At 68.8% G+C, this 20,138-nt stretch carries 15 protein-coding genes; 9 read left to right on the forward strand and 6 right to left on the reverse strand.

The window, feature by feature from the left end; genetic code table 11:
* Position 1: 1 nt before the first annotated feature.
* Genes BLR21_RS09890 through BLR21_RS09900 form a run of 3 tightly spaced genes read left to right on the forward strand, consistent with a single transcriptional unit; the run spans position 2 to position 2,791 of the window.
* The gene (locus tag BLR21_RS09890) at positions 2-982 is read left to right on the forward strand and encodes a hypothetical protein (RefSeq protein WP_090005493.1); all 981 of its coding nucleotides are present in this window, start codon (positions 2-4) and stop codon (positions 980-982) included.
* Entirely contained in the window at positions 982-2,196 is a 1,215-nt protein-coding gene (locus BLR21_RS09895) for an adenylosuccinate synthetase (protein ID WP_090005494.1), read from the forward strand. The genes BLR21_RS09890 and BLR21_RS09895 overlap by 1 nt, the downstream gene beginning before the upstream one ends.
* Complete coding sequence (locus BLR21_RS09900) at positions 2,147-2,791, forward strand: NUDIX hydrolase (protein ID WP_090005495.1); 645 nt, start codon at positions 2,147-2,149, stop codon at positions 2,789-2,791. The genes BLR21_RS09895 and BLR21_RS09900 overlap by 50 nt, the downstream gene beginning before the upstream one ends.
* On the opposite strand, the gene BLR21_RS09905 is transcribed toward BLR21_RS09900, so the two are convergent.
* From BLR21_RS09905 to BLR21_RS09925, 5 genes are all read right to left on the reverse strand, one after another.
* Entirely contained in the window at positions 2,769-3,965 is a 1,197-nt protein-coding gene (locus BLR21_RS09905) for a M1 family metallopeptidase (protein WP_090005637.1), read from the reverse strand. The two genes, BLR21_RS09900 and BLR21_RS09905, sit on opposite strands and share 23 nt — an antisense overlap.
* Complete coding sequence (locus BLR21_RS09910) at positions 3,962-7,699, reverse strand: Pls/PosA family non-ribosomal peptide synthetase (protein ID WP_090005496.1); 3,738 nt, start codon at positions 7,697-7,699, stop codon at positions 3,962-3,964. Before BLR21_RS09910 ends, BLR21_RS09905 begins: the two co-directional genes overlap by 4 nt.
* A 100-nt stretch (positions 7,700-7,799) precedes the next feature.
* Entirely contained in the window at positions 7,800-9,569 is a 1,770-nt protein-coding gene (locus tag BLR21_RS09915; RefSeq protein ID WP_090005497.1) for a DUF4153 domain-containing protein, read from the reverse strand.
* A 72-nt stretch (positions 9,570-9,641) separates the two neighbouring features.
* Positions 9,642-10,613 carry a HAMP domain-containing sensor histidine kinase gene (locus BLR21_RS09920; RefSeq protein WP_090005638.1) on the reverse strand — a complete coding sequence of 324 codons (972 nt, stop codon included), beginning with the start codon at positions 10,611-10,613 and terminating at the stop codon, positions 9,642-9,644.
* Positions 10,614-10,636: 23 nt separating this feature from the next.
* Positions 10,637-11,326, reverse strand: a complete 690-nt coding sequence (locus BLR21_RS09925; protein WP_090005498.1) for a response regulator transcription factor — start codon at positions 11,324-11,326, stop codon at positions 10,637-10,639.
* A gap of 84 nt (positions 11,327-11,410) precedes the next feature.
* Between BLR21_RS09925 and recD2 the strand changes: the two genes are divergently transcribed.
* The 4 genes from recD2 to BLR21_RS09945 all read left to right on the forward strand — a co-directional run bounded on the left by recD2 (position 11,411) and on the right by BLR21_RS09945 (position 17,174).
* The gene (gene recD2, locus BLR21_RS09930; protein ID WP_090005499.1) at positions 11,411-13,576 is read left to right on the forward strand and encodes an SF1B family DNA helicase RecD2; all 2,166 of its coding nucleotides are present in this window, start codon (positions 11,411-11,413) and stop codon (positions 13,574-13,576) included.
* A gap of 59 nt (positions 13,577-13,635) precedes the next feature.
* Positions 13,636-14,913, forward strand: a complete 1,278-nt coding sequence (locus BLR21_RS09935) for a M14 family zinc carboxypeptidase (RefSeq protein WP_090005500.1) — start codon at positions 13,636-13,638, stop codon at positions 14,911-14,913.
* Between the two features lie 102 nt (positions 14,914-15,015).
* The gene (locus BLR21_RS09940; protein WP_090005501.1) at positions 15,016-16,107 is read left to right on the forward strand and encodes a serine hydrolase domain-containing protein; all 1,092 of its coding nucleotides are present in this window, start codon (positions 15,016-15,018) and stop codon (positions 16,105-16,107) included.
* A gap of 2 nt (positions 16,108-16,109) precedes the next feature.
* Entirely contained in the window at positions 16,110-17,174 is a 1,065-nt protein-coding gene (locus BLR21_RS09945; RefSeq protein ID WP_176929554.1) for a serine hydrolase domain-containing protein, read from the forward strand.
* A gap of 62 nt (positions 17,175-17,236) precedes the next feature.
* On the opposite strand, the gene BLR21_RS09950 is transcribed toward BLR21_RS09945, so the two are convergent.
* Positions 17,237-18,850 (reverse strand): glycosyl hydrolase family 18 protein, encoded by a 1,614-nt coding sequence (locus BLR21_RS09950; protein WP_090005503.1) that lies wholly within the window; start codon positions 18,848-18,850, stop codon positions 17,237-17,239.
* 235 nt (positions 18,851-19,085) lie between these two features.
* On the opposite strand from BLR21_RS09950, the gene BLR21_RS09955 reads away from it, so the two are divergent.
* Together BLR21_RS09955 and BLR21_RS09960 are read left to right on the forward strand one after the other, a co-directional pair.
* Positions 19,086-19,916 (forward strand): helix-turn-helix domain-containing protein, encoded by an 831-nt coding sequence (locus BLR21_RS09955; protein WP_090005504.1) that lies wholly within the window; start codon positions 19,086-19,088, stop codon positions 19,914-19,916.
* A 13-nt stretch (positions 19,917-19,929) separates the two neighbouring features.
* The gene (locus BLR21_RS09960) at positions 19,930-20,109 is read left to right on the forward strand and encodes a DUF397 domain-containing protein (protein WP_143027671.1); all 180 of its coding nucleotides are present in this window, start codon (positions 19,930-19,932) and stop codon (positions 20,107-20,109) included.
* Positions 20,110-20,138 lie beyond the last annotated feature (29 nt).

Raw genomic sequence — 20,138 nt, forward strand, 5'->3', positions numbered from 1 at the left:
CATGGGACACGGCAAGTGGGATGACAACGCGTACGCGGCGGCGAAGACCTTCCGCGCGGCCAAGGGAATCGCGGACTTCGGCTACACCGCCTCGATCAAGTCGGCGCCCTCGTCGAGCTGGAAGGCGGCGCCGTCGCTCGACCCGCTGAACGTCGAGTACCGCGAGTGCCGCGACTCGCCCGACCACGCCGACTCGACACCGATCGCGGTGCTGTTCGACGTGACCGGGTCGATGGGCGCGGTGCCGCGGATCATGCAGGGCAAGCTCGGCAAGCTGCACGGACTGTTGCAGCGCAAGGGATATCTCGCCGACCCGCAGCTGATGTTCGGCGGGATCGGTGACGCCGACAGCGACCGCGTGCCGCTGCAGGTCGGCCAGTTCGAGTCGGACAACCGCATGGACGAGCAGCTGCGGGACATCTTCCTCGAAGGCAATGGCGGCGGGCAGAAGAGCGAGTCCTACGAGCTCGCCGCGTACTTCGTGGCACGGCACGTCGTCACCGACGCGTGGCAGAAGCGGGGCCGGAAGGGCTACCTGTTCATCATCGGCGACGAGCTGAACAAGCCGCGGCTGGAGGCCAAGCACATCCGCCGGATCATCGGTGACGACGTCAAACAGGACATCGACCCGGTGTCGGTCTACCGCGAGCTCGCTCTCAAGTGGAACGTCTACTTCATCCTGCCCAACCAGTCGTCGTACTTCAACGACGACAGCATCGGTGACCACTGGCGGACGATCCTCGGGCAGAACTTCCTCAAGCTGGACGACCCCGGCGCGGTGTGCGAGCTCATCGCGGCGACGATCGGCATGGAGGAACGTGTGGTCGATCTCGACCAGGCCCTGGTGGACCTCGCCGAGATCGGGTCGGTCGCCGAGAGCAAGGCCGTCGGCAAGGCCCTGGTCGCCGTCGGCAACGCCGTACGGCCGGTCGTCGCCGCACCGCTCGGCATCGACGGTCCCGACGACGTGGCGCTGAGCTGATGAACGACCACGTGATCGTCGTCGGGCTGGGGTTCGGCGACGAGGGCAAGGGAGCCGTCGTAGACGCGTTGTGCGCCGACGGACCGGTGTCCGCCGTCGTGCGGTTCAACGGGGGAGCGCAGGCCGCGCACAACGTGATCGCCGGCGGCAGGCACCACACCTTCAGCCAGTTCGGGTCCGGCACGCTCGCGGGTGTGCCGACCTGGCTGTCGCGGTACGTGCTCGTCGAGCCGATCGCGCTGGCGACCGAGTCACGCGAACTGGAGGCGCTCGGCGTCGCGAACCCGCTCTCGCTGATGTCGATCGACGCTGACGCGCTGCTCACCACGCCGTTCCACGTCGCCGCGAACCGGGCACGGGAGAGGGCCAGGGGCGGCGACCGGCACGGGTCGTGCGGCAAGGGGATCGGCGAAACCGCCTGGTACGGGCTGCTCGCCGGGGCGCGTGAGGGGGACGTGGTCGAGGGACAACGGGTGCTCGGTGAGCCGGGCCCCGCCCCGACCGTCGGCGACTGCCTGCACCCCGCGGTGCTGCGCACGAGGCTGGACGCGCTCGCCAGGTTCTACGAGCCGCTGATCGGCGACGGCCCGAGCGTCGACGAACTGGTCGGGCTCTACGGCGCGTTCGCGGACGCCGTCCGGATCACCGAGGGCCACGAAGGGCTGCTCGACGCGGGCCGAGTCGTCTTCGAGGGCGCGCAGGGCGTCCTGCTCGACGAGACCTACGGCTTCCACCCGCACACCACCTGGTCCACGGTCGTGCCGCGCAACGCCCGGGAACTGCTGCAAGGACGTCCGGCCCGCGTGATCGGCGTGACCAGGACCTACCAGACGCGCCACGGCGCCGGTCCGCTGCCGACCGAGGACCAGGCCGTCCTGGCACGCTTCCCGGAGCCGCACAACGGCACAGGGGAGTTCCAGGGCGCATGGCGGGCCGGGCACCTGGACGCCGCGTTGCTGCGCTATTCCGTCGATTGCTGTGGGGGCATCGACGGGCTGGCCGTGACGCACCTGGACGCTGACGGCCTGAAGGTCGCCACCGGGTCGAGCCTGGAGGACATGCCCGACCCCGTCGCGTACCTGGAGGACCTGCTCGATGTCGACGTGCTCGTCACCGGCGCGGGGCCGGCCAGGGCGGACTACGCGGTGCGGGACAATCCACGGCATGATCGAGTCGACGTTGGTCTCGGTAGACGTGATCGTGCTCCGGTTTGATCCGGAGGCACGCACGGTGCTCGTGGGGGTCGCACCGCGCGCACAGGAGCCGTTCGCGGGTGAGCTGGCACTGCCCGGTGTGCTGCTGGGCAGGGGTGAGCGGCTGCGGGACGCGACCGCCAGGGCCGTCACCGGGAAGCTGGGCCTCAGCGAGAAGTCGGTGACCGCGACCGGCCAGCTCGCCACGTTCGACGAGCCGTCGCGTGACCCGCGTGGCCCGACGTTGTCGATCGCCCTGTGGGCCACGGTGACCAGTCCGACCGGCGACCTGGCCGTCTGGAGCCGGCTCGACGCCATGCCCGCGCTCGCCTTCGACCACGACCGGATCGTCGCCGACTGCCGGCCGTTGTTCGCGGACAAGCTCTGGCGCGACGTGCCGTTCACCGCGGGCCTGCTCGGGCCCGAGTTCACGACGGCGCAGGCACTCGACGTCACCGAGTCGCTCACCGGCGACCGGCCCTACCCGGCCAACCTGGGCCGCACGATGGACCGCGTGCCGGGCCTCGGCCGCACCAGCGAGCACGCGGCCGCGTTGCCCAAGGGAGGCCGCCCGCCGCTGGTGTGGAAGTGGTCTAGCGAGGCAACTCGGGCTTGAAGAGCCAGCTGGTGAGCAACTCCCTGTGCCCGGCGAGCGAGAGGAAGTCCTCGGTCGTCACCACGCCGTGCCGGTGGCGGGCGCACCACTCCCGCAGCAGCGCGAAGAACGAGTCGTCGCCCATCTCGCGGCGCAGCGCGTGCAACGTCAACGCTCCGCGTTTGTAGACCCGGTCGTCGAACCAGTCCGCGCGCGGCGGCCGTCCGATCACCAGGTTCTGCGGCAACCGGCGCAGCAGATCTCCTGCTGCGGCAGCACAAGCGTCCGCGGACCGGCCGCCGGAAGCCTCGGACCAGAGCCACTCCGAGTAGCAGGCGAAGCCCTCATTGAGCCAGATGTGCTCCCACGCGGCAATCCCGACGGAGTTGCCGAACCACTGGTGCGCCAGCTCGTGCGCCACCAGCCGTTCCGAACCGCGGCGGCCGTCCACGTGGTTGGCCCCGAACGTCGACAACCCTTGCGCCTCAACGGGAACGTCGAGCTCGTCATCGGTGACGACGACCGAGTACCTCTCGAACGGGTAGGGCCCGAACAACGACGAGAACAGCTCGATCATCGCGGCCTGCCGGCCGAAGTCGTGCGCCACGAGCCGGCCCAGCCGGGCAGGTGCCCACACGTCCGGCAGGGCCTCGACGTACTGTCCGATCTGGACGGTCGCCAGGTAGGTCGCCATCGGCGCGGCCATCGAGTACGTCCACCGGGTCGTGCTGCCGGACACCTTGCCGTCGACCAGCACCCCGTTGCACACCACCGTGTACGGCGAGGGCGCCGTCACCTCCAGGTGGTAGGAGGCCTTCGAGGACGGGTCGTCCAGGCACGGGAACCACGACGGCGCCCCGATCGGCTGGGACGCCACGATCGAGCCGTCGGTGAGCTGGTCCCAGCCCAGATCGCCCCACTCGGGCGTCGAGACCGGCACCGGCATGCCCGAATAGCGGACCTCGACCGAGAAGGCCCCTCGCACGGCGGCGCGGATGTTCAGAACGCCACCAGAGTGGCCGTAGCGCGCGGGTTTGCCGTTCACCAGCACCTTCGAGATCCGCAGCGGACCGAAGGACAACGAGAACGACGACAGCGAGGTGCAGGAAGCCTGCAACACCGCGCGTCCGGAGAGGCGCGCGGAGTACGGCTTGTAGTCAAGCTCCAGTGCGTAATGCTGTACGGAGAGGCTCATGTCCACGCGGAGATCGGGTTGCCCAGCCAACGGGTTCCCGACGGTACATCCTCTCCGCGCATGACGAGCGAGGCGGGTCCGATCGTGGTGTGAGCGCCCACGGACGCTCCGGGCAGCACGATGCCGTGCGGGCCCAAAGTAGAACCGGCGCCCAGCTCCACGCGGTCCATCCGCAGGATCCGGTCGTGGAACAGGTGCGTCTGCACGACGCAGCCCCGGTTCACCGACGCGCCGGCACCCAGCTTCACCAGATCCGCCTCGGGCAGCCAGTACGACTCGCACCACACGCCACGGCCGACCGACGCGCCCAGCGAGCGCAGCCACAGGTTCATCAGCGGCGTGCCACCGGAGAACCCGACGAGCCACGGCACCGCGAGCACCTCGACGAACGTGTCCGCCAGCTCGTTGCGCCACACGAACGCCGACCACAGCGGGTACTCACGCACCTTGAAACGGCCCACGAGCGTCCACTTGGCAACGACGGCGACCAGACACGCGGCGACGCCCGCGCCCAGCAGCACGACGCCGGACCACCAGAGCCCGAACTCCTTCAGTGCGAACAGCACGAGCACGACGAGAGCGACGTTCAGCATCACCGGGACGAACCGGCACAGCTCGACCAGCGCCCGCGCCCACATCAGGTGCTTGGGCGGGTTGAACGTGCGCGACTGGTCCGACACCTCGGCGGCGCGCGGCAGCTTCATCGGGGGCATGCCCAGGTACGACGAGCCGGCCTTGGCCCGCTTCGGCGCCGCCGACAGCACGCCGACGAGCCCGCCCTTCGGCACGTTGCGGCCGGGCGCCGTCATGCCTGAGTTGCCCAGGAACGCCCGCTTGCCCACGCGTGCCGTGGCGATGCGCAGCCAGCCGCCGCCGAGCTCGTACGTCGCGACCATCGTGTCGTCGGCCAGGAACGCGCCGTCGCCCACTCGGGTCATCTTCGGCAGCGCGACCACGGTCGAGGCCTCCACGTGGCGGCCGACCTTCATGCCGAGCAGCCGCAGCCACACCGGCGTGAACAGCGACGCGTACAGCGGGAACAGGGCCGTGCGCGCGTTGTTCATCAACCGCTCGGTCGTCCACGCCGCCCACGCGACGCGGCTGTGCACCGGGTAGTGGCCCTCGCGCATGCCGATGCCCAACAGCCGCACCGAGACCAGTATCAGCAGCGCGTAGGTGCCGAACCAGATCGCCGAGGCGACCGGAACGTCCCACAGCGCCGACGTCAGGGTGACCGGCCGGCGCAGCACGTAGAGCAGGGCCGGAGCCGCCGCCAGCAGCGGCAGCGCGGCCAGCAGGCCGGACGAGACGCCGTACATGAGGTTCCAGAAGCGCGACCGCTCCGGGCGGCGTGACGGGAACGAGCGCGCCGCCTTGCCCTCGCGGGTGGCGGGCACGCCGGACCAGCGCTGACCGGTCGGCACCGACCTGACGACACCCGAACCGGGCGCCACCTCGGCCTTCTTGCCGATCCGGGCGCCGGGGAACAGCGTGCTGCGCGCACCGACCGTCGCGCCCGCGCCGATCCGGATGCGGCCGATGCGCAGCCGGTCGCCGTCCAGCCACCAGCCGGACAGGTCGACCTCGGGCTCGACGGCGGCACCGCGCCCGACCTTCAGCATGCCCGTGACCGGCGGCAGCGAGTGCAGGTCGACACCGGGGCCGATCTTCGCGCCCAACGCCCGCGCGTAGTGCGTGACCCAGGAGCCGGAAAGCTCGGTGGCGCGCGACATCTGCGCCAGCATCTCGGCGGTCCACAGTCGCAAGTGGACGGAGCCGCCGCGTGGGTACTCGCCGGGCTTCACACCGCGCAGCAGCAACCGGGCGCCGCCGGCGGAGATCGCGAGGCGTCCGGCGGGGCTCAGGAACACCGCGAACCCCGCAGCCACCCACCACCACGACACGGACGTCCAGCCCAGCACGTTCGACAGGGCCGTCAGCGCGACGACCCAGCGGGCGCCGGAGATCGTGAGCAGCGGGATCATCAGCAGCGTCTGGACGACGCCGGTCCAGCGGGGCGTCGGCGCGACCTCGCGCACCTCGGCCGTCTCGCCGTACGACTCCAGGCGGCGGGCCAGCTTGTACAGCGTCGGGTTCTGGTAGATGTCCTGCACCGACGTGCTCGGGTAGCGCGTGCGGATCAGGGAGACCAGCTGCGCGGCGCCCAGCGAGCTACCGCCGGACGAGAAGAAGTTCGCGCCCTCGGAGGCGGGACCGGAGCCGAGCACGGCGGCCCACTGCTCCGCGAGCCAGCCTTCGAGACCGGAGAACACCACGCCCGCGGTGTCCATCGACGCCAGCGGCCACGGCAGCGCGGCGCGGTCGACCTTGCCCGACGTGCGCGTGGGCAGGGTCTCGACCACCGCGATCAACGGCACCAGCGCGGCCGGCAGCTCGGAACGCAGCTGGTCGACAGCCGTTTCCTGGTCGAACTCGCCGTCGACCACCACGTAGCCGACGAGGATCTGGTTGCCGCCCCGCGTCGTGCGCACGGCAGCGGCGGCTCCGGCGATACCGGGCAGTGCGGCCAGCGCCGCGTCGACCTCGCCCAGTTCGATCCGGCGGCCGCCGAGCTTGATCTGCTCGTCCGCGCGGCCGAGGAAGACGAGGCCCTCCGGCTCGGCGCGGACCATGTCACCGCTGCGGTACGCGCGGTCCCAGCCCATCGAGGGCAGCGGCGCGTACTTCTGCGCGTCCTTCTCGTCGTCGAGGTAGCGCGCCAGGCCGACGCCGCCGATCACCAGTTCGCCGGACTCGCCCATCGGCACGACCTCGCCCTGCGCGTCCACGACGACGAGGTCCCAGCCGTCCAGCGGGAGGCCGATGCGCACGGGACCGATACCGGTCATCTGCGCGGCACAGGCGACGACCGTCGCTTCCGTCGGCCCGTAGGTGTTCCAGACCTCGCGGCCGTCGACGGCGAGCCGCTCGGCCAGTTCGGGCGGGCAGGCCTCGCCGCCGAAGATCAGCAACCGGACGTCGTCCAGCGCCTCGACGGGCCACAGCGCGGCCAGCGTCGGCACCGTGGAGACGACGGTGATCTCCTGCTCGACCAGCCACGGGCCCAGATCCATGCCCGTGCGCACCAACGAGCGCGGCGCGGGCACCAGGCAGGCGCCGTAGCGCCACGCGAGCCACATCTCCTCGCAGGAGGCGTCGAACGCGACCGAAAGCCCGGCCAGCACACGATCTTCCGGCCCGATCGGCTCGTCCCGCAGGAACAGGCGCGCCTCGGCGTCGACGAACGCGGCGGCGTTGCGGTGCGTCACCGCGACGCCCTTGGGCTTACCGGTCGAACCGGACGTGAAGATGATCCACGCGTCGTTGTCCAGACCCGGCTCGCCGGGTACGCCGAGCGTGGTGCCGTGCCGCACGAGGGAACGGCCCTCGCCGAGCACGGCACCCACCTGTGCCTCACCGAAAACGAGCTCGGCCCGCTCGTCCGGGTCCTCGAAGTCGACCGGCACGTAGGCCGCGCCGGCCGCGAGGGCCGCCAGGATCGAGACGTAGAGATCGACCGTGCCGGACGGCACTCGAATGCCGACCCGGTCGCCGACCCCAACGCCCTCGGCGGCGAGCTTGTCCTTGAGTTCCAGTACTTCCGTGATCAGTGCGCGGTACGTCAGCGCGGTGGTGCCGTCGTCGACGGCCAGCGCGTCCGGGTGCTTTTCGGCACTCGCGCGCAGGATGTCCAGGAGGGTGCGCGGTGTGGGCGCCTCGCCTGCGGTGAACATCGATCGAAGAACAACGGGTTCAGCCGCGATCGTCACGTCAGCGTCACTTCTCACCCTCTCGGCAACCGGTAGCTGCACAACTTTACAGCCGCGTAACGGACTACCTCTCTCCGGAGTATGCACGTTCACAGGTGACCTCAGTCACCGCAACACTTTCGAGTGACTTCCTTGCGTTGTGGCGCGCGAGGTTCCACTCCCGCCAGTCCTGCTCGACGGTGCGATTCTTCATCCACCGCAAGGCACACGAGCGTTCGTGCGCGGGCAGCCTGACCAACGCGGGCACCGCGTCCTCCGACAACTGCGACAGGTAGTACGTGTCGATCTTCTTCGTCGCCTCGAACCGCGACACGTTGTAGTCGGCGACCATCCGTTCGGGGTTCATCGCCAGCACCGCAAGGAAGAACGCGGCACCGCTCGCGACGATCGCCTTGGGCAACCAGTTGGCGCGCAACGAGATCCCGCTCGCGATCACCATCAGGTACACGACCGCCAGCCACAGCTCGCACGACGCGACGAGCAGCCGCAGCACCGTCCAGCCGTACGCCTGCTGGTAGAACCACATGCGGCTCAAGGCACTCGCCACGATGACCAGCGTGAGAACAGCCAGCGAACCGAGCAACACCCGCAGCCACAACTGTTCCTGCTTCGTCTTCTTCACGGCGAACCGCGCGACACCGGCAATTACGCCGAGCGTGAGAACGGCGACCCACAGCAGCTGCCAGAACCCGGTCCGCGCGTACTCGGCGAACGTCACGCCCGCCGTCTTCATCACGTAGGTCTCGCCACCGAACAGCACCGCGAGCTGCGTGCCCACGAACCCGGTGAACAACACCACGAGCACACCGACGGGCAGCCCGTAGTCCTTGAGCCGCAACGATCCCGGCTTCGCCTCGGCGTCCTCGTCGATCTCCGGCGGCGCCGCCACCAGATAGCAGGCCCCCAGAGCACCAAGCGCCGCAACGACTCCGAAGAACGCCTTCTGCACGTACGTGCCGAGTTCGAGGTCCGGCACCAGGCCTTCGAGGAAGTCGTTGAACCCCTTGTCCGCCCCGGCCAGCAGCGACCCGAAGACCACCAGCAACACCAGCGCCACACCGGCGGAGACGAACGGCCGGATCCCGATCCGCCCCCGCCTGCGGAGCCCCTTGGCAACCCAGGGAATGGACCGAAGCCCACCCAGCCCGACACCCAGCGTGCCGAACACGAGCCCCCGCACGGTCCTGCCGCCGGCCATGGCGATCGAACCGCACAACATCGACGCCATCAGCGACAGCGGGAACACCCACTCCGCGGCGCGCAGGAAGCCCATCGCGAGGAACGCCAGCGCACCCGCCAGCCACAGCGCCCGCTCGACGGTAGGCCTGCCCGCGTAGAACAGCACCCCGCCGACACCGGCCAGCCCCGCCAGGAACCAGCCGATGCCGTTGTTCGGCACGGCGAGGAACGCGCCACCCAGCCCCGCCACGAGGCCCGCGACCAGGGCTTTGCCCGGTGCGCCGGTCGTGGGTGGCCGCCACCAGGGCATGAACGGAACCCCCGGGGTCGCCATGGCGGACATCGGGGCCGGGTAGCGGGGCTGGCCCTGCCACGCAGACGGCGGCGGCAGGGTGGCGGTGACGACAGGAGCAGGAGACGGTACTTCGGCGGGCTTGGGCTCCTCCTCGACCTCGACGGGCTTCCGCTCCGAAACCTTCGGGGTCTCGGAAACCCTGGGGGCCTCCGAAACCTTCGGGGCCTCGACATCCGCACCCTCCGCGGGTTCCGGTGAGCCCCCAGCGCCCACCGGCTTCCCGCTCCCGGACACCGGCCGATACCCGGCCTTGCGGAAGTTCCGGTACTTCGGCCGCCGAGCGGCCTTGTCGTCAGTCATGTCTCTCTCCCAAGCCCGGAAAACGGGCGTGCTTCATCGCCACACAAGCAAGCGGTCAGTTCGGGGCAAACGTCAGCGAGGCAAGGTCACCCGGATGCAGGATCCGGGCTCCACCACGGCGATCGTTCCGCCGTGCAGGTCCACCACCCATCGGGCGATGGCGAGCCCGAGCCCGGTCCCGCCACCGCCCGCCCTCTCCCCTCGGGTGAACCTCTCGAAGATCCGCGACCGGTCGGCCGGCGCGATGCCGGGTCCCTCGTCCCGGACCTCCAGCACCACGGACGACGCCGTGGAGTACCCGGCCACGGACACCAACCCCCCGGTGGGTCCGTGCCGGGCAGCGTTGTCCACCAGGTTCACCAGCACCTGGTGCAGCCGCTCCCCGTCGGCGAGAACGGTCAGGTCCCCGGCGACGTCGATCGAGAACGAGGCCGAAGGGGCGGCCACCGCTGCCTCCGCCACCACGTCGGCCACCAGGGACGAGACGGACAGCGTCTCCCGGTTCAGGGACAGCACGCCCGCGTCGATCTTCGACAGGTCCAGCAGTTCGGTGACCAGCCGCCCCAGCCGTTCGGTCTGCGCCAGCGCGGTCCGCATGGTCGCCGCGTCGGCCACCGCCACCCCGTCGACCACGTTCTCCAGCACGGCCTGCAACGCCGTGATCGGGGTCCGCAGCTCGTGCGACACGTTCGCGATCAGCTCCCGCCGCTGCTGGTCCGCGGCGGCGAGATCGGCGGCCATCACCGTGAACGCCTCGGCCAGCTGCCCGACCTCGTCCGACGACGTGGCGCGGACCGACCGCGAGTAGTCCCCGGAGGCCATCGACCGGGCGGCAGAGGTCATCTCCCGCAACGGCGAGGTCATGCCGTGCGCGAGCAACTGCGAGGTCAGCAACCCCAGCACGAGAGCGATCAGCGTCGTCCGAGGCGGCAACCACCCGGTCACGTAACGGAAGTAGGCGAACGAAACACACCCGGACACCACGATCACGATGCCGAGCTTGAGCTTGATCGACTGCACCGAGTCCAGCGGCCGCGGCAGCATGTCCAGCAGATCCAGCAACCGCCTCACGAGGACACCTTCTTCACGGGTACCTCCAGCGCGTACCCCACCCCGTGCACGGTCCGGATCAGGTCGGCCCCGAGCTTGCGCCGCAGTGCCTTCACGTGGCTGTCGACCGTCCGCGACGACGCTCCCTCGTGCCACCCGCACGCCTCCGCCAGCAACCGTTCCCTGGCCTGCACGGCGGACGGCCGCTCGGCCAGGAACACCAGCAGGTCGTACTCGGTGGGCGTCAGGTGGGCCTCGACCCCGGACCGCGACACCCGCCGCGAAGCCAGGTCGATCACCAGGTCACCCAGCTCCATCGACTGCGTCGACGTCGCCCTCGACACCCGGCGCAGCAGCACGTGCACCCGTGCCGCCAGCTCGCGCATCGAGAACGGCTTCGTCAGGTAGTCGTCCGCCCCCACGGCGAGCCCGACCAGCAGATCGGTCTCGTCCCCCCGCGCGGTCAGCATCAGCACCGGCACCGACCGCGACGCCTGGATCCGCCGGCACACCTCGAGCCCGTCGAACCCCGGCAGCATCACGTCGAGAACGACCAGGTCAGGGAGGAACGCGGCCGCCTGGGCGACCCCGGAGGGCCCGTCATGAGCCACCGACACCAGGAACCCCTCGGCCCGCAGCCGCACGGCCACGGACTCGGCGATCGTGATGTCGTCCTCCACGACGAGCACCCTGCGCTGACCTGTCATGACGGCGACTTTATGGGTATGTCGTGGAGGACGCCGGGACAAGTTGTGAAGATCGTGTGCAGACCCGCGCTGTAGGTTCGCACCATGAACGTCCTCGAAGCGGTCCTGGAGAGGATCACGTACGCCAACGAGGACAACGGCTACACCGTCGCCAAGGTCGACACCGGCCGCGGTGACCTGGTCACGGTCGTCGGCGCGCTGCTCGGTGCGCAGCCTGGCGAGTCGATCCGCATGCGCGGTACCTGGGGCTCGCACCCGCAGTACGGCAAGCAGTTCCACGTCGACGACTACACGACGATCCTGCCCGCGACGATCCAGGGCATCCGCCGCTACCTCGGCTCCGGCCTGATCAAGGGCATCGGCCCGGTGCTCGCGGACAAGATCGTCACCCACTTCGGCGTGGACGCCCTGGACGTCATCGAGCACTCCCCGGAACGCCTGATCGAGGTCCCGAAGCTCGGCCCCAAGCGCACCAAGCTCATCGCGGACGCCTGGGAGGAGCAGAAGGCCATCAAGGAGGTCATGGTCTTCCTGCAGGGCGTCGGCGTCTCCACGAGCCTCGCCGTCCGCGTCTACAAGCAGTACGGGGACAAGGCCATCGAGGTCGTCAGGGAGGAGCCGTACCGGCTGGCGGGCGACGTCTGGGGCATCGGTTTCAAGACCGCCGACGTGATCGCGAAGGCCGTCGGCATCCCGCACGACAGCCCGCAACGCGTCAAGGCCGGCCTGCAGTTCACGCTCTCCGAGGCCACCGGCGACGGCAACTGCTACCTGCCGGAACAGGCCCTCATCGCGGAGGCCATCAAGATCCTCCAGGTCGACACCGGCCTGGTCATCGACTGCCTGGCGGAGCTCGTCGAGGAAGAGGGCGTGGTCCGCGAGGAGCTCCCGGACGACGAGATCGCCGTCTACCTGGTCCCGTTCCACCGCGCCGAGATCTCGATGGCGGCGCAGCTCAAACGCCTGCTGCACGCGGACACCGACCGGATGCCGAGCTTCGCCACCGTCGACTGGGACAAGGCCCTCGCCTGGCTCGGCACGGATCTCGAGGAACACCAGGAGGCAGCGGTCAAGCTGGCTCTGACTCGGAAGGTCGCCGTGCTGACCGGCGGCCCCGGCTGCGGCAAGAGCTTCACGGTCCGCTCGATCGTCCGCCTGGCCCAGGCGAAAGGCGCCAAGATCGTGCTGGCCGCGCCCACCGGACGCGCCGCGAAACGCCTCGCCGAGCTGACCGGCCACGAGGCCCGCACCGTCCACCGCCTGCTCGAACTCAGGCCCGGCGGTGACGCGGCGTACGACCGCGACCACCCGCTCGACGCCGACCTGGTGGTCGTCGACGAGGCCTCGATGCTCGACCTGTTGCTGGCCAACAAACTCGTGAAGGCCGTTCCGCCCGGCGCGCACCTCCTCCTGGTCGGCGACGTCGACCAGCTGCCGTCCGTCGGCGCGGGGGAGGTGCTCAGGGACGTGCTGGCACAGGGAAGCCCGATCCCGAACGTCCGCCTGACGCACATCTTCCGCCAGGCCCAGGAGTCCGGCGTGGTCACGAACGCCCACCGCATCAACAGCGGCGACTACCCGATCATCCAGGGACTCCCGGACTTCTTCCTCTTCAGCGCCGACGAGGCCGAGGACGCGGCCACGCTGACCGTCGACGTCGTCGCGAACCGCATCCCGCGCAAGTTCCGCCTCGACCCGCGCAAGGACATCCAGGTCCTCGCCCCGATGCACCGCGGCCCGGCCGGCGCGGGCGCGCTCAACACGGTGCTCCAGGAAGCCCTCACGCCCTCCCGCGACAACCTGCCGGAGAAGCGCTTCGGCGGCAGGGTGTTCAAGGTCGGCGACAAGGTCACCCAGATCCGCAACAACTACGACAAAGGCAAGAACGGCGTCTTCAACGGCACCCTCGGCGTCGTCATCGCGCTCGACACCGTCGAGCAGAAGCTGACCATCCGCACCGACGAGGACGAGGAGGTCGACTACGAGTTCTCCGAGCTGGACGAGCTCAGCCACGCCTACGCCATGACCATCCACCGCTCACAGGGCAGCGAGTACCCGTGCGTGGTCATCCCGATCACGACCAGCGCGTGGATGATGCTGCAACGGAACCTGCTCTACACCGCCGTCACGCGCGCGAAGAAGCTCGTGGTGCTCGTGGGCAGCAAGAGAGCCATCGGCCAGGCCGTGCGCACCGTCGGCGCGGGCCGCCGCCACACGGCACTGGCCCACCGCCTCAGCACCGACCGGTAGTCATCCGGTCGGTCGAACGGACTGGCGGTACTCGGCCGAACGGTCGATCATCGTTGATCATGCGGACCGCCGTCGCCCTGCTCGCCTGCCTGGCCCTCCTGTTCAGTCCCGCCCCGGCTCCAGCGGAGGGTCCACAAGCGACATACGTGCTGCGCGTGCCCGCCCCGATGGGTGAATCCGCGCAACGGTTGCTGGGCCTCGGTTACGACGTGCTGGAGCAGCGCGACGGCGACGACCTGTTCGTCGTCGGCGACCCGCGGACCTCTCAGGAGCTCCGCGCCGACGGCTTCCCGTCCACCGTCGAGACCGCGATGCCCCCGGCCCAATGGGCACCACGTTCACTCGGAGACACGACGTACTACGGCGGTTACCGGACGATCACCGCGCATCTCGCCCACCTCGACGAAGTCGCCCGGGCACACCCCGGACTCGCGACCGTCGTCGACTACGGCGACTCCTGGCGCAAGACCCAGGGCAGCGGCGGACACGACCTGAAAGCCATCTGCATCACCCGGAATAGCCCAGGTGACTGCGCGTTGACCCCCACCGCGCCGAAACCGCGCCTGTTCGTGATGGGCCAGCTGCACGCCCGCGAGATCACCACCGGCGACATGGCGTGGCGGTTCGTCGACGACCTGGTCGGCTCGGACCTCACCGCGATGCTCGCTGACCTGGAGGTCTGGGTCGTCCCGATCGCCAACCCGGACGGCGTCGAGATCGTAGAGTCCGGCGGCGACTTGCCCGTGCTGCAGCGCAAGAACGCCAACGGCACGTGCACCTCCGGCCCGCGTGGCGTCGACCTCAACCGCAACGCGGGCTCGCACTGGGGCGAGGTCGGCTCGTCCACGAACAAGTGCAGCGAGACCTACCGGGGCTCGCGCGCCGACTCCGAGGTGGAGGTGCAGGCACTGGAGTCGTTGTGGCGCAAGCTCTACCGCGACACCCGCGCGCCGGGCGACACCGCGGCGGCCTCCGCCGACACGACCGGCGCCGTCATCTCCATGCACAGCTACGGCGACTACGTGCTCTTCCCGTGGGGCTGGAGCACGCAGAAGACGGGCAACGACGCCGCCCTGCGCAGGATCGCGAACGACATGGCCGCGCTGTCCGGCTTCACGGCCGGCCAGCCGGGCGAGGTGCTCTACAACGCGTCCGGAGCCACCGACGACTGGGTGTACGACGACCTGGGCGTGCCGAGCTTCGTCTGGGAGATCGGCGCCGGCTTCGGCAGGTGCGGTGGCTTCCTGCCGCCGTTCTCCTGCCAGAAGGACGTGCATTGGCCGAAAGTGCGTCCCATGCTCGTTTCGGCCATGAACGCAGCAAAACGCCCGTACTGAACGGAGCAAGGGTCTTCGCCGACGTTCTCAGCAAAACCCCTAGGGTCTTCGTACGACTGAAGGTGGATGCGCGCCGGTGCCCCGCCCCGACAAGGTGTGCGCATGGGGATTCGATTGGTAGCCACAGTCACCGCGACGAGCCTGCTGGCTCTGACCACGGTGGGCGTCGCGTCGGCGGACACGTCGAGCGTTGACCGCCAGGTCGTCCAGCAGGCTCTGGACCAGATCACGCAGAGCGGGGCGGCGCTCGGCGTGCAGACCAGGATCACGGACGGACGGCAGCGCTTCACCGCCCGTTCCGGCAAGGCCGCACTGAACAGCGCCAGGCCGGTGCCGGAGAACGGCAGGTTCCGCGTCGGCAGCATCACCAAGACGTTCGTGTCGACGGTGACGTTGCAACTCGCCGGCGAGGGGAAGGTCGACCTGGACGCACCGGTCGTCCGCTACCTGCCCGGCCTGGTCGACAGCCGCATCACCGTCCGCCAGGTCCTGCAGCACACGAGCGGACTCTTCAACTACACCAGCACGTTGCCGCTCAGCCCGGACGAGTTCGAGCAGATCCGCTACAAGAACTGGTCGCCGCAGGAGCTGCTCGCCCTCTCGACCTCGAAGCCGCTCGACTTCGAGCCCGGCACGCGGTGGAGCTACTCCAACACCAACTACGTCGTCGCCGGCCTGCTGATCGAGAAGATCACCGGCAAGCCGTACGAGAGGGCTGTCGAGCAGCGGATCCTGAAGCCGTTGCGCCTCAACGACACCGAGGTGCCGGGCGGCAAGGTCGGCATCAGCGGCCCGCACGCCCGCGCGTACTGGACCGTGGCGGGCAAGCCGGCCGAGATCACCCGCATGAACCCGTCGGTCGCCTGGGCCGCCGGCGAGATGATCTCCACGACGCGTGACCTCGACACCTTCGTCACCGCCCTGTCGAGCGGCAAGCTGCTCAAGCCCGCGCAGCAGCAGGAGATCAGCAAGACCACCGCCGTGAGCCCGCAGTACGGTCTCGGCCTGCAGGTGGAGACCCTGCCGTGCGGCACCAAGGTGTGGGGCCACGGCGGCGGCATCCCGGGCTACTCGTCGCAGCTGCTGACCACGCCGGACAGCAAGAAGCGCTTCGAGTTGAACGCCACCAGCGGGCCCACCGAAGGCGACCCGGGTGACGCCTTCACCAAGCTCCTGACCGAGGTCTTCTGCTGATCATGAAATTGGTAGCCGCACTCACCGCGGCCACCCTGCTCGCCACGGCCGGTGTCGCCTCCGCGGCACCGGCCCGGCAGGGTGCCGTGCAGGAGATCATCGACCAGCTGACGAAGTCCGGTGGCGCACTGGGCATCCAGGCACGGATCAACGGCCGTGACACCGTCCGCTCCGGCATCGCCGAGCTGGGCTCTCGCAAACCCGTGCCGCACAACGGAACCTTCCGCATCGGCAGCGTCACCAAGCCGTTCGTCTCGACCGTGGTCCTGCAGCTCGCGGGGGAGGGGAAGCTCGGCCTGGACGCGCCGGTGTCGCGCCACCTGCCCGGCCTGGTCGACCACCGCATCACCGTCCGGCAGTTGTTGCAGCACACCAGCGGCCTCCACAACTACACGGACTCGATGCCGCTCGACCCGGCCGGGTTCCCGTCGATCCGCTTCAGGACCTGGACTCCGCAGGAGCTGCTCGCGTTCTCCACGAGCAAGCCGCTCGACTTCGAGCCCGGCACGCGATGGAGCTACTCCAACACGAACTACGTCGTGGCGGGCCTGCTGGTCGAGAAGATCACCGGCAGGCCGTTCCAGCAAGAGGTCGAGCAGCGGATCCTCAAGCCGTTGCGACTCAAGGACACCGTGCTGCCGGGGAACTCGGTGGAGGTGCCCGGACCGCACGCGCACGGGTACTTCCCCGATGCCTCCGGCAAGCCCGTGGACGTCACGCGGCTCAACCCGTCGTGGGGCTGGGCGGCGGGGGAGATGATCTCGACGACCCGCGACCTGGACACGTTCCTGACGGCCCTGCTGGCCGGAAAGCTGCTCAAACCCATGCAGCAGAAGGAGCTGACGAAGACGTCGGCGGTGAGCCCTGACTACGGTCTGGGCGTCGCGGTCGCGTCGTTGCCCTGCGGTACGAAGATCTACGGCCACGACGGCCAGATCCACGGCTACGGGACGATGATGGTCGGCTCGCCGAACGGCAAGCGCCTCGAACTGTCCATCACCGAGGCCGCCGGCGGCGGTACCCCTGGCGACGGCTACCGCAGGCTGCTGGACCAGGTGTTCTGCTGACTTTTCGGCAAAACAAAAGGGGAGCTGGGTTGACCCAGCTCCCCTCCCGGCGTTGAGAAGGACTACCCGAGGGCGTTCTTCATCGCTGTGATCAACTCACCGTTCGCGGTGTCACCCGTGAGCTCCCAGAAGAACGCGCCGCCGAGACCCTGGCCGCGTGCCCACTGGATCTTGCTGGTGATCGTCTGCGGGGTGTCGTAGCTCCACCACTGGCCGTTGCAGAACGCGTAGGCCGTACCGGCGACGGTGCCGGTGGCGGGGCACTTGGTCTTCAGGACCTTGTAGTCCTCGATACCCGCCTCGAAGGTGCCCGGAGCCGGACCCGTCGCCGTGCCACCGGGGGCAGCCTGCGTCACACCCGTCCAGCCGCGGCCGTAGAAGCCGATGCCGAGCAGGAGCTTGCTGGCCGGAATGCCCTTGGAGCGCAGCTTGGAGATCGCGGCCTCGGAGTTGAAGCCGGCCTGCGGGATGCCGGTGTACGACGTCAGCGGGGAGTGCGGAGCCGTCGGGCCCTGAGCCGCCCACGCACCGAAGTAGTCGTACGTCATGACGTTGAACCAGTCCTGGAACGGCGCCGCGCCACCGTAGTCAGCAGCGTCGATCTTGCCGCCGTTGGAGCCGTCAGCGGTGATCGCCGAGGTGACGAGGTAGTTCGGGCCGAACCGCTCGCGCAGCTTCTGCATCATGTTCTTGTATGCCGCGAAGCCACTGGTGTCGCACGACAGACCACACGCGTTCGGGTACTCCCAGTCGATGTCGATGCCATCGAACAGGCTCGCCCAGCGCGGGTCCTCGAGCAGGCTGTAGCAGGAGTCGACGAACGTCTGCAGGTTCCTCGACGCCTCCCCGAAACCACCGGACCAGGTCCAGCCACCGAACGAGTAGAGCACCTTGAGGTGCGGGTACTTCTTCTTGAGCTTCATCAGCTGGTTGAAGTTGCCGCGCACCGGCGCGTCCCAGGTGTCAGCGACGCCGTCGACGCTCTCCGCCGCCGTCATCGACTTCTCGATGGCGGGGTAGGCCTCACCGATGGTGCACTTGCCGCCGGTCACGTTGCCGAACGCGTAGTTGATGTGCGTGAGCTTCGACGCCGAACCCGAGGTGTCGATGTTCTTCACCTGGTAGTTGCGCGCCGGGTACACACCCCACTCCGCGAAGTAGCCCAGGTTGATCTTCCCGGGAGGCGGCGGCGGACCGGTCGTGGTCGTCGTCGTGGTGGTGGTCGTAGTCGTGGTGCTGGTCGTCGTGGTCGTCGTCGGGTTGGTCCCGCCGGCCTCACACGAGCCACCGTTGAGCTTGCAGTTGGTCGGCGCACCGAACGTGCCGGAGTAGGAGCCGTTGAAGCCGAAGCTCGCCGACCCACCGACAGCGATGCTGCCGTTCCAGGTGTTCTTGACCGTGACGGTCTGACCGCTCGTCGTGTACGAGCCGTCCCACAGCGAGGTGACCTTGTGGTTGGCGGGGAGCGTGAACTCGACGGTCCACGAGGTCAGGGCCGCCGCGCTGTTGTTCTTGATCGTGTACTTGCCCTCGAAGCCCGTTCCCCAGTCAGAACCCTTGGAGAACGTGGCGGAAACGCCACCGGCGCCGCTAGCAGCGGGCACGACGACGATTCCGAGGACCATCGCGGCGACAGCCGCGAAGAGAGCAGCTAGATGCCATCGGGACTTGGACATCGGTCTCCTCAGTCGCAGGGGGTACCGGAACGATGTGGTTTAGACCACTCGAAGGTCAAGGTCTAGACCTCTGCCGTCACTCGAATGGAGTAGTTCGAAAACGGTTTAGTAAGGTCGGGTTGTCCTGTTTCGGTCTGGTTGGTTAACCATTGGAGGGGTTCCGAGACGAACTCCCTTCGGGTCGAGTTTCGGCCGGTGAGTGCACAAAGAGGACGGTCGGGCCTAACTTCGTTCCATGCCAAAGCGTTTCTCCACGGCGCGCGGGCGCGAGTTCGGCGACGCGGTACGAGCCGCGCTGTCCGCCACGGGCATGACCGCGCGCGAGATCTGCGAGAAGATCGACTGGGACCCGGGCAAGCTCTCGGACCTCATGAACGGCAAGGGTGGTTGCTCAGAGGTGGACCTGGCCGTGTTGCTGGGCTTCTGCCGTACGCCGCCGGAAGAGCGTGAACACATACTGGAGGTCTTCCGTCAGACGGATGAGAAGGACTGGTGGCAGCGCCACGGCACAACGCAGCCGATCCTCCCGCGGACCTTCCTTGAGCACCTGTTCAAAGCCAAGGAATTCGTGAGCTGGTGCCCGCTGGTTGTTCCTGGACTGGTTCAGCTCCCTGACTACATGCGGGCGGTGTGTCTCGCCTCGGCCAGCTTTCCGCAGGACGCGATCGATCAAGCTGTCGTTGCACGGACTGCGATGCAGGAAGTCTTCAGGCAGAGGCTTGCGTGCACCTTCTTGATCCATGAGGCGGTGCTTCTCGCGCCGGTGGGCGGTGCCGACACCATGCGCGCACAGCTTCACCACCTGCTGCAGATGTCTGTAAGGCCGTACATCGACATCCGGATGGTGCCGCTCTCCGTAGGGGCTCATCCAGGCGCTGCGGGGACGTTCGAGCTCATGCGGTTCGACAGGATCGAACCGGTGGTCTTCCTGGACACCGAGAAGGCCAACCTCATCGTCGAGCGGAAGGACTCGGTCAAGGGCTACGAGAAGGTGGTGGAAGCGCTCGACCGGCTTGCGCTCGATGCGGAAGAATCCCGGAGGAGGATTTCCGAGCTCGCGATCTGAGGAGCCGTCTGGCATGTGGCGGAAGAGCAGCTATAGCGCGAACACCAGCAACTGCGTTGAGGTCGGCCGCAACACCGGCATCCGGGACAGCAAGGCACCCGCCACCCACATCGCGGTCGCGCCCGGCACGTGGTCCGCGTTCCTGCTCTCCGTGAAGGCCGGCGAGTTCGCACCATCGGGTCAAACCGCCTAGCCCGTCGAGCAGACTGTGGTTGGTCGTCT

Source organism: Lentzea albidocapillata subsp. violacea, from assembly GCF_900100275.1.
Classification (GTDB): Bacteria; Actinomycetota; Actinomycetes; order Mycobacteriales; family Pseudonocardiaceae; genus Lentzea; species Lentzea violacea.

Excerpts from the sequence above, each read along its gene's own strand:
- BLR21_RS09890 (WP_090005493.1), top strand. The coding sequence starts at position 2 with ATGGGACACGGCAAGTGGGATGACAACGCGTACGCGGCGGCGAAGACC.
- BLR21_RS09895 (WP_090005494.1), top strand. The coding sequence starts at position 982 with ATGAACGACCACGTGATCGTCGTCGGGCTGGGGTTCGGCGACGAGGGC.
- BLR21_RS09900 (WP_090005495.1), top strand. The coding sequence starts at position 2,147 with ATGATCGAGTCGACGTTGGTCTCGGTAGACGTGATCGTGCTCCGGTTT.
- BLR21_RS09905 (WP_090005637.1), bottom strand. The coding sequence starts at position 3,965 with ATGAGCCTCTCCGTACAGCATTACGCACTGGAGCTTGACTACAAGCCG.
- BLR21_RS09910 (WP_090005496.1), bottom strand. The coding sequence starts at position 7,699 with ATGTTCACCGCAGGCGAGGCGCCCACACCGCGCACCCTCCTGGACATC.
- BLR21_RS09915 (WP_090005497.1), bottom strand. The coding sequence starts at position 9,569 with ATGACTGACGACAAGGCCGCTCGGCGGCCGAAGTACCGGAACTTCCGC.
- BLR21_RS09920 (WP_090005638.1), bottom strand. The coding sequence starts at position 10,613 with ATGCTGCCGCGGCCGCTGGACTCGGTGCAGTCGATCAAGCTCAAGCTC.
- BLR21_RS09925 (WP_090005498.1), bottom strand. The coding sequence starts at position 11,326 with ATGACAGGTCAGCGCAGGGTGCTCGTCGTGGAGGACGACATCACGATC.
- recD2 (WP_090005499.1), top strand. The coding sequence starts at position 11,411 with ATGAACGTCCTCGAAGCGGTCCTGGAGAGGATCACGTACGCCAACGAG.
- BLR21_RS09935 (WP_090005500.1), top strand. The coding sequence starts at position 13,636 with ATGCGGACCGCCGTCGCCCTGCTCGCCTGCCTGGCCCTCCTGTTCAGT.
- BLR21_RS09940 (WP_090005501.1), top strand. The coding sequence starts at position 15,016 with ATGGGGATTCGATTGGTAGCCACAGTCACCGCGACGAGCCTGCTGGCT.
- BLR21_RS09945 (WP_176929554.1), top strand. The coding sequence starts at position 16,110 with ATGAAATTGGTAGCCGCACTCACCGCGGCCACCCTGCTCGCCACGGCC.
- BLR21_RS09950 (WP_090005503.1), bottom strand. The coding sequence starts at position 18,850 with ATGTCCAAGTCCCGATGGCATCTAGCTGCTCTCTTCGCGGCTGTCGCC.
- BLR21_RS09955 (WP_090005504.1), top strand. The coding sequence starts at position 19,086 with ATGCCAAAGCGTTTCTCCACGGCGCGCGGGCGCGAGTTCGGCGACGCG.
- BLR21_RS09960 (WP_143027671.1), top strand. The coding sequence starts at position 19,930 with ATGTGGCGGAAGAGCAGCTATAGCGCGAACACCAGCAACTGCGTTGAG.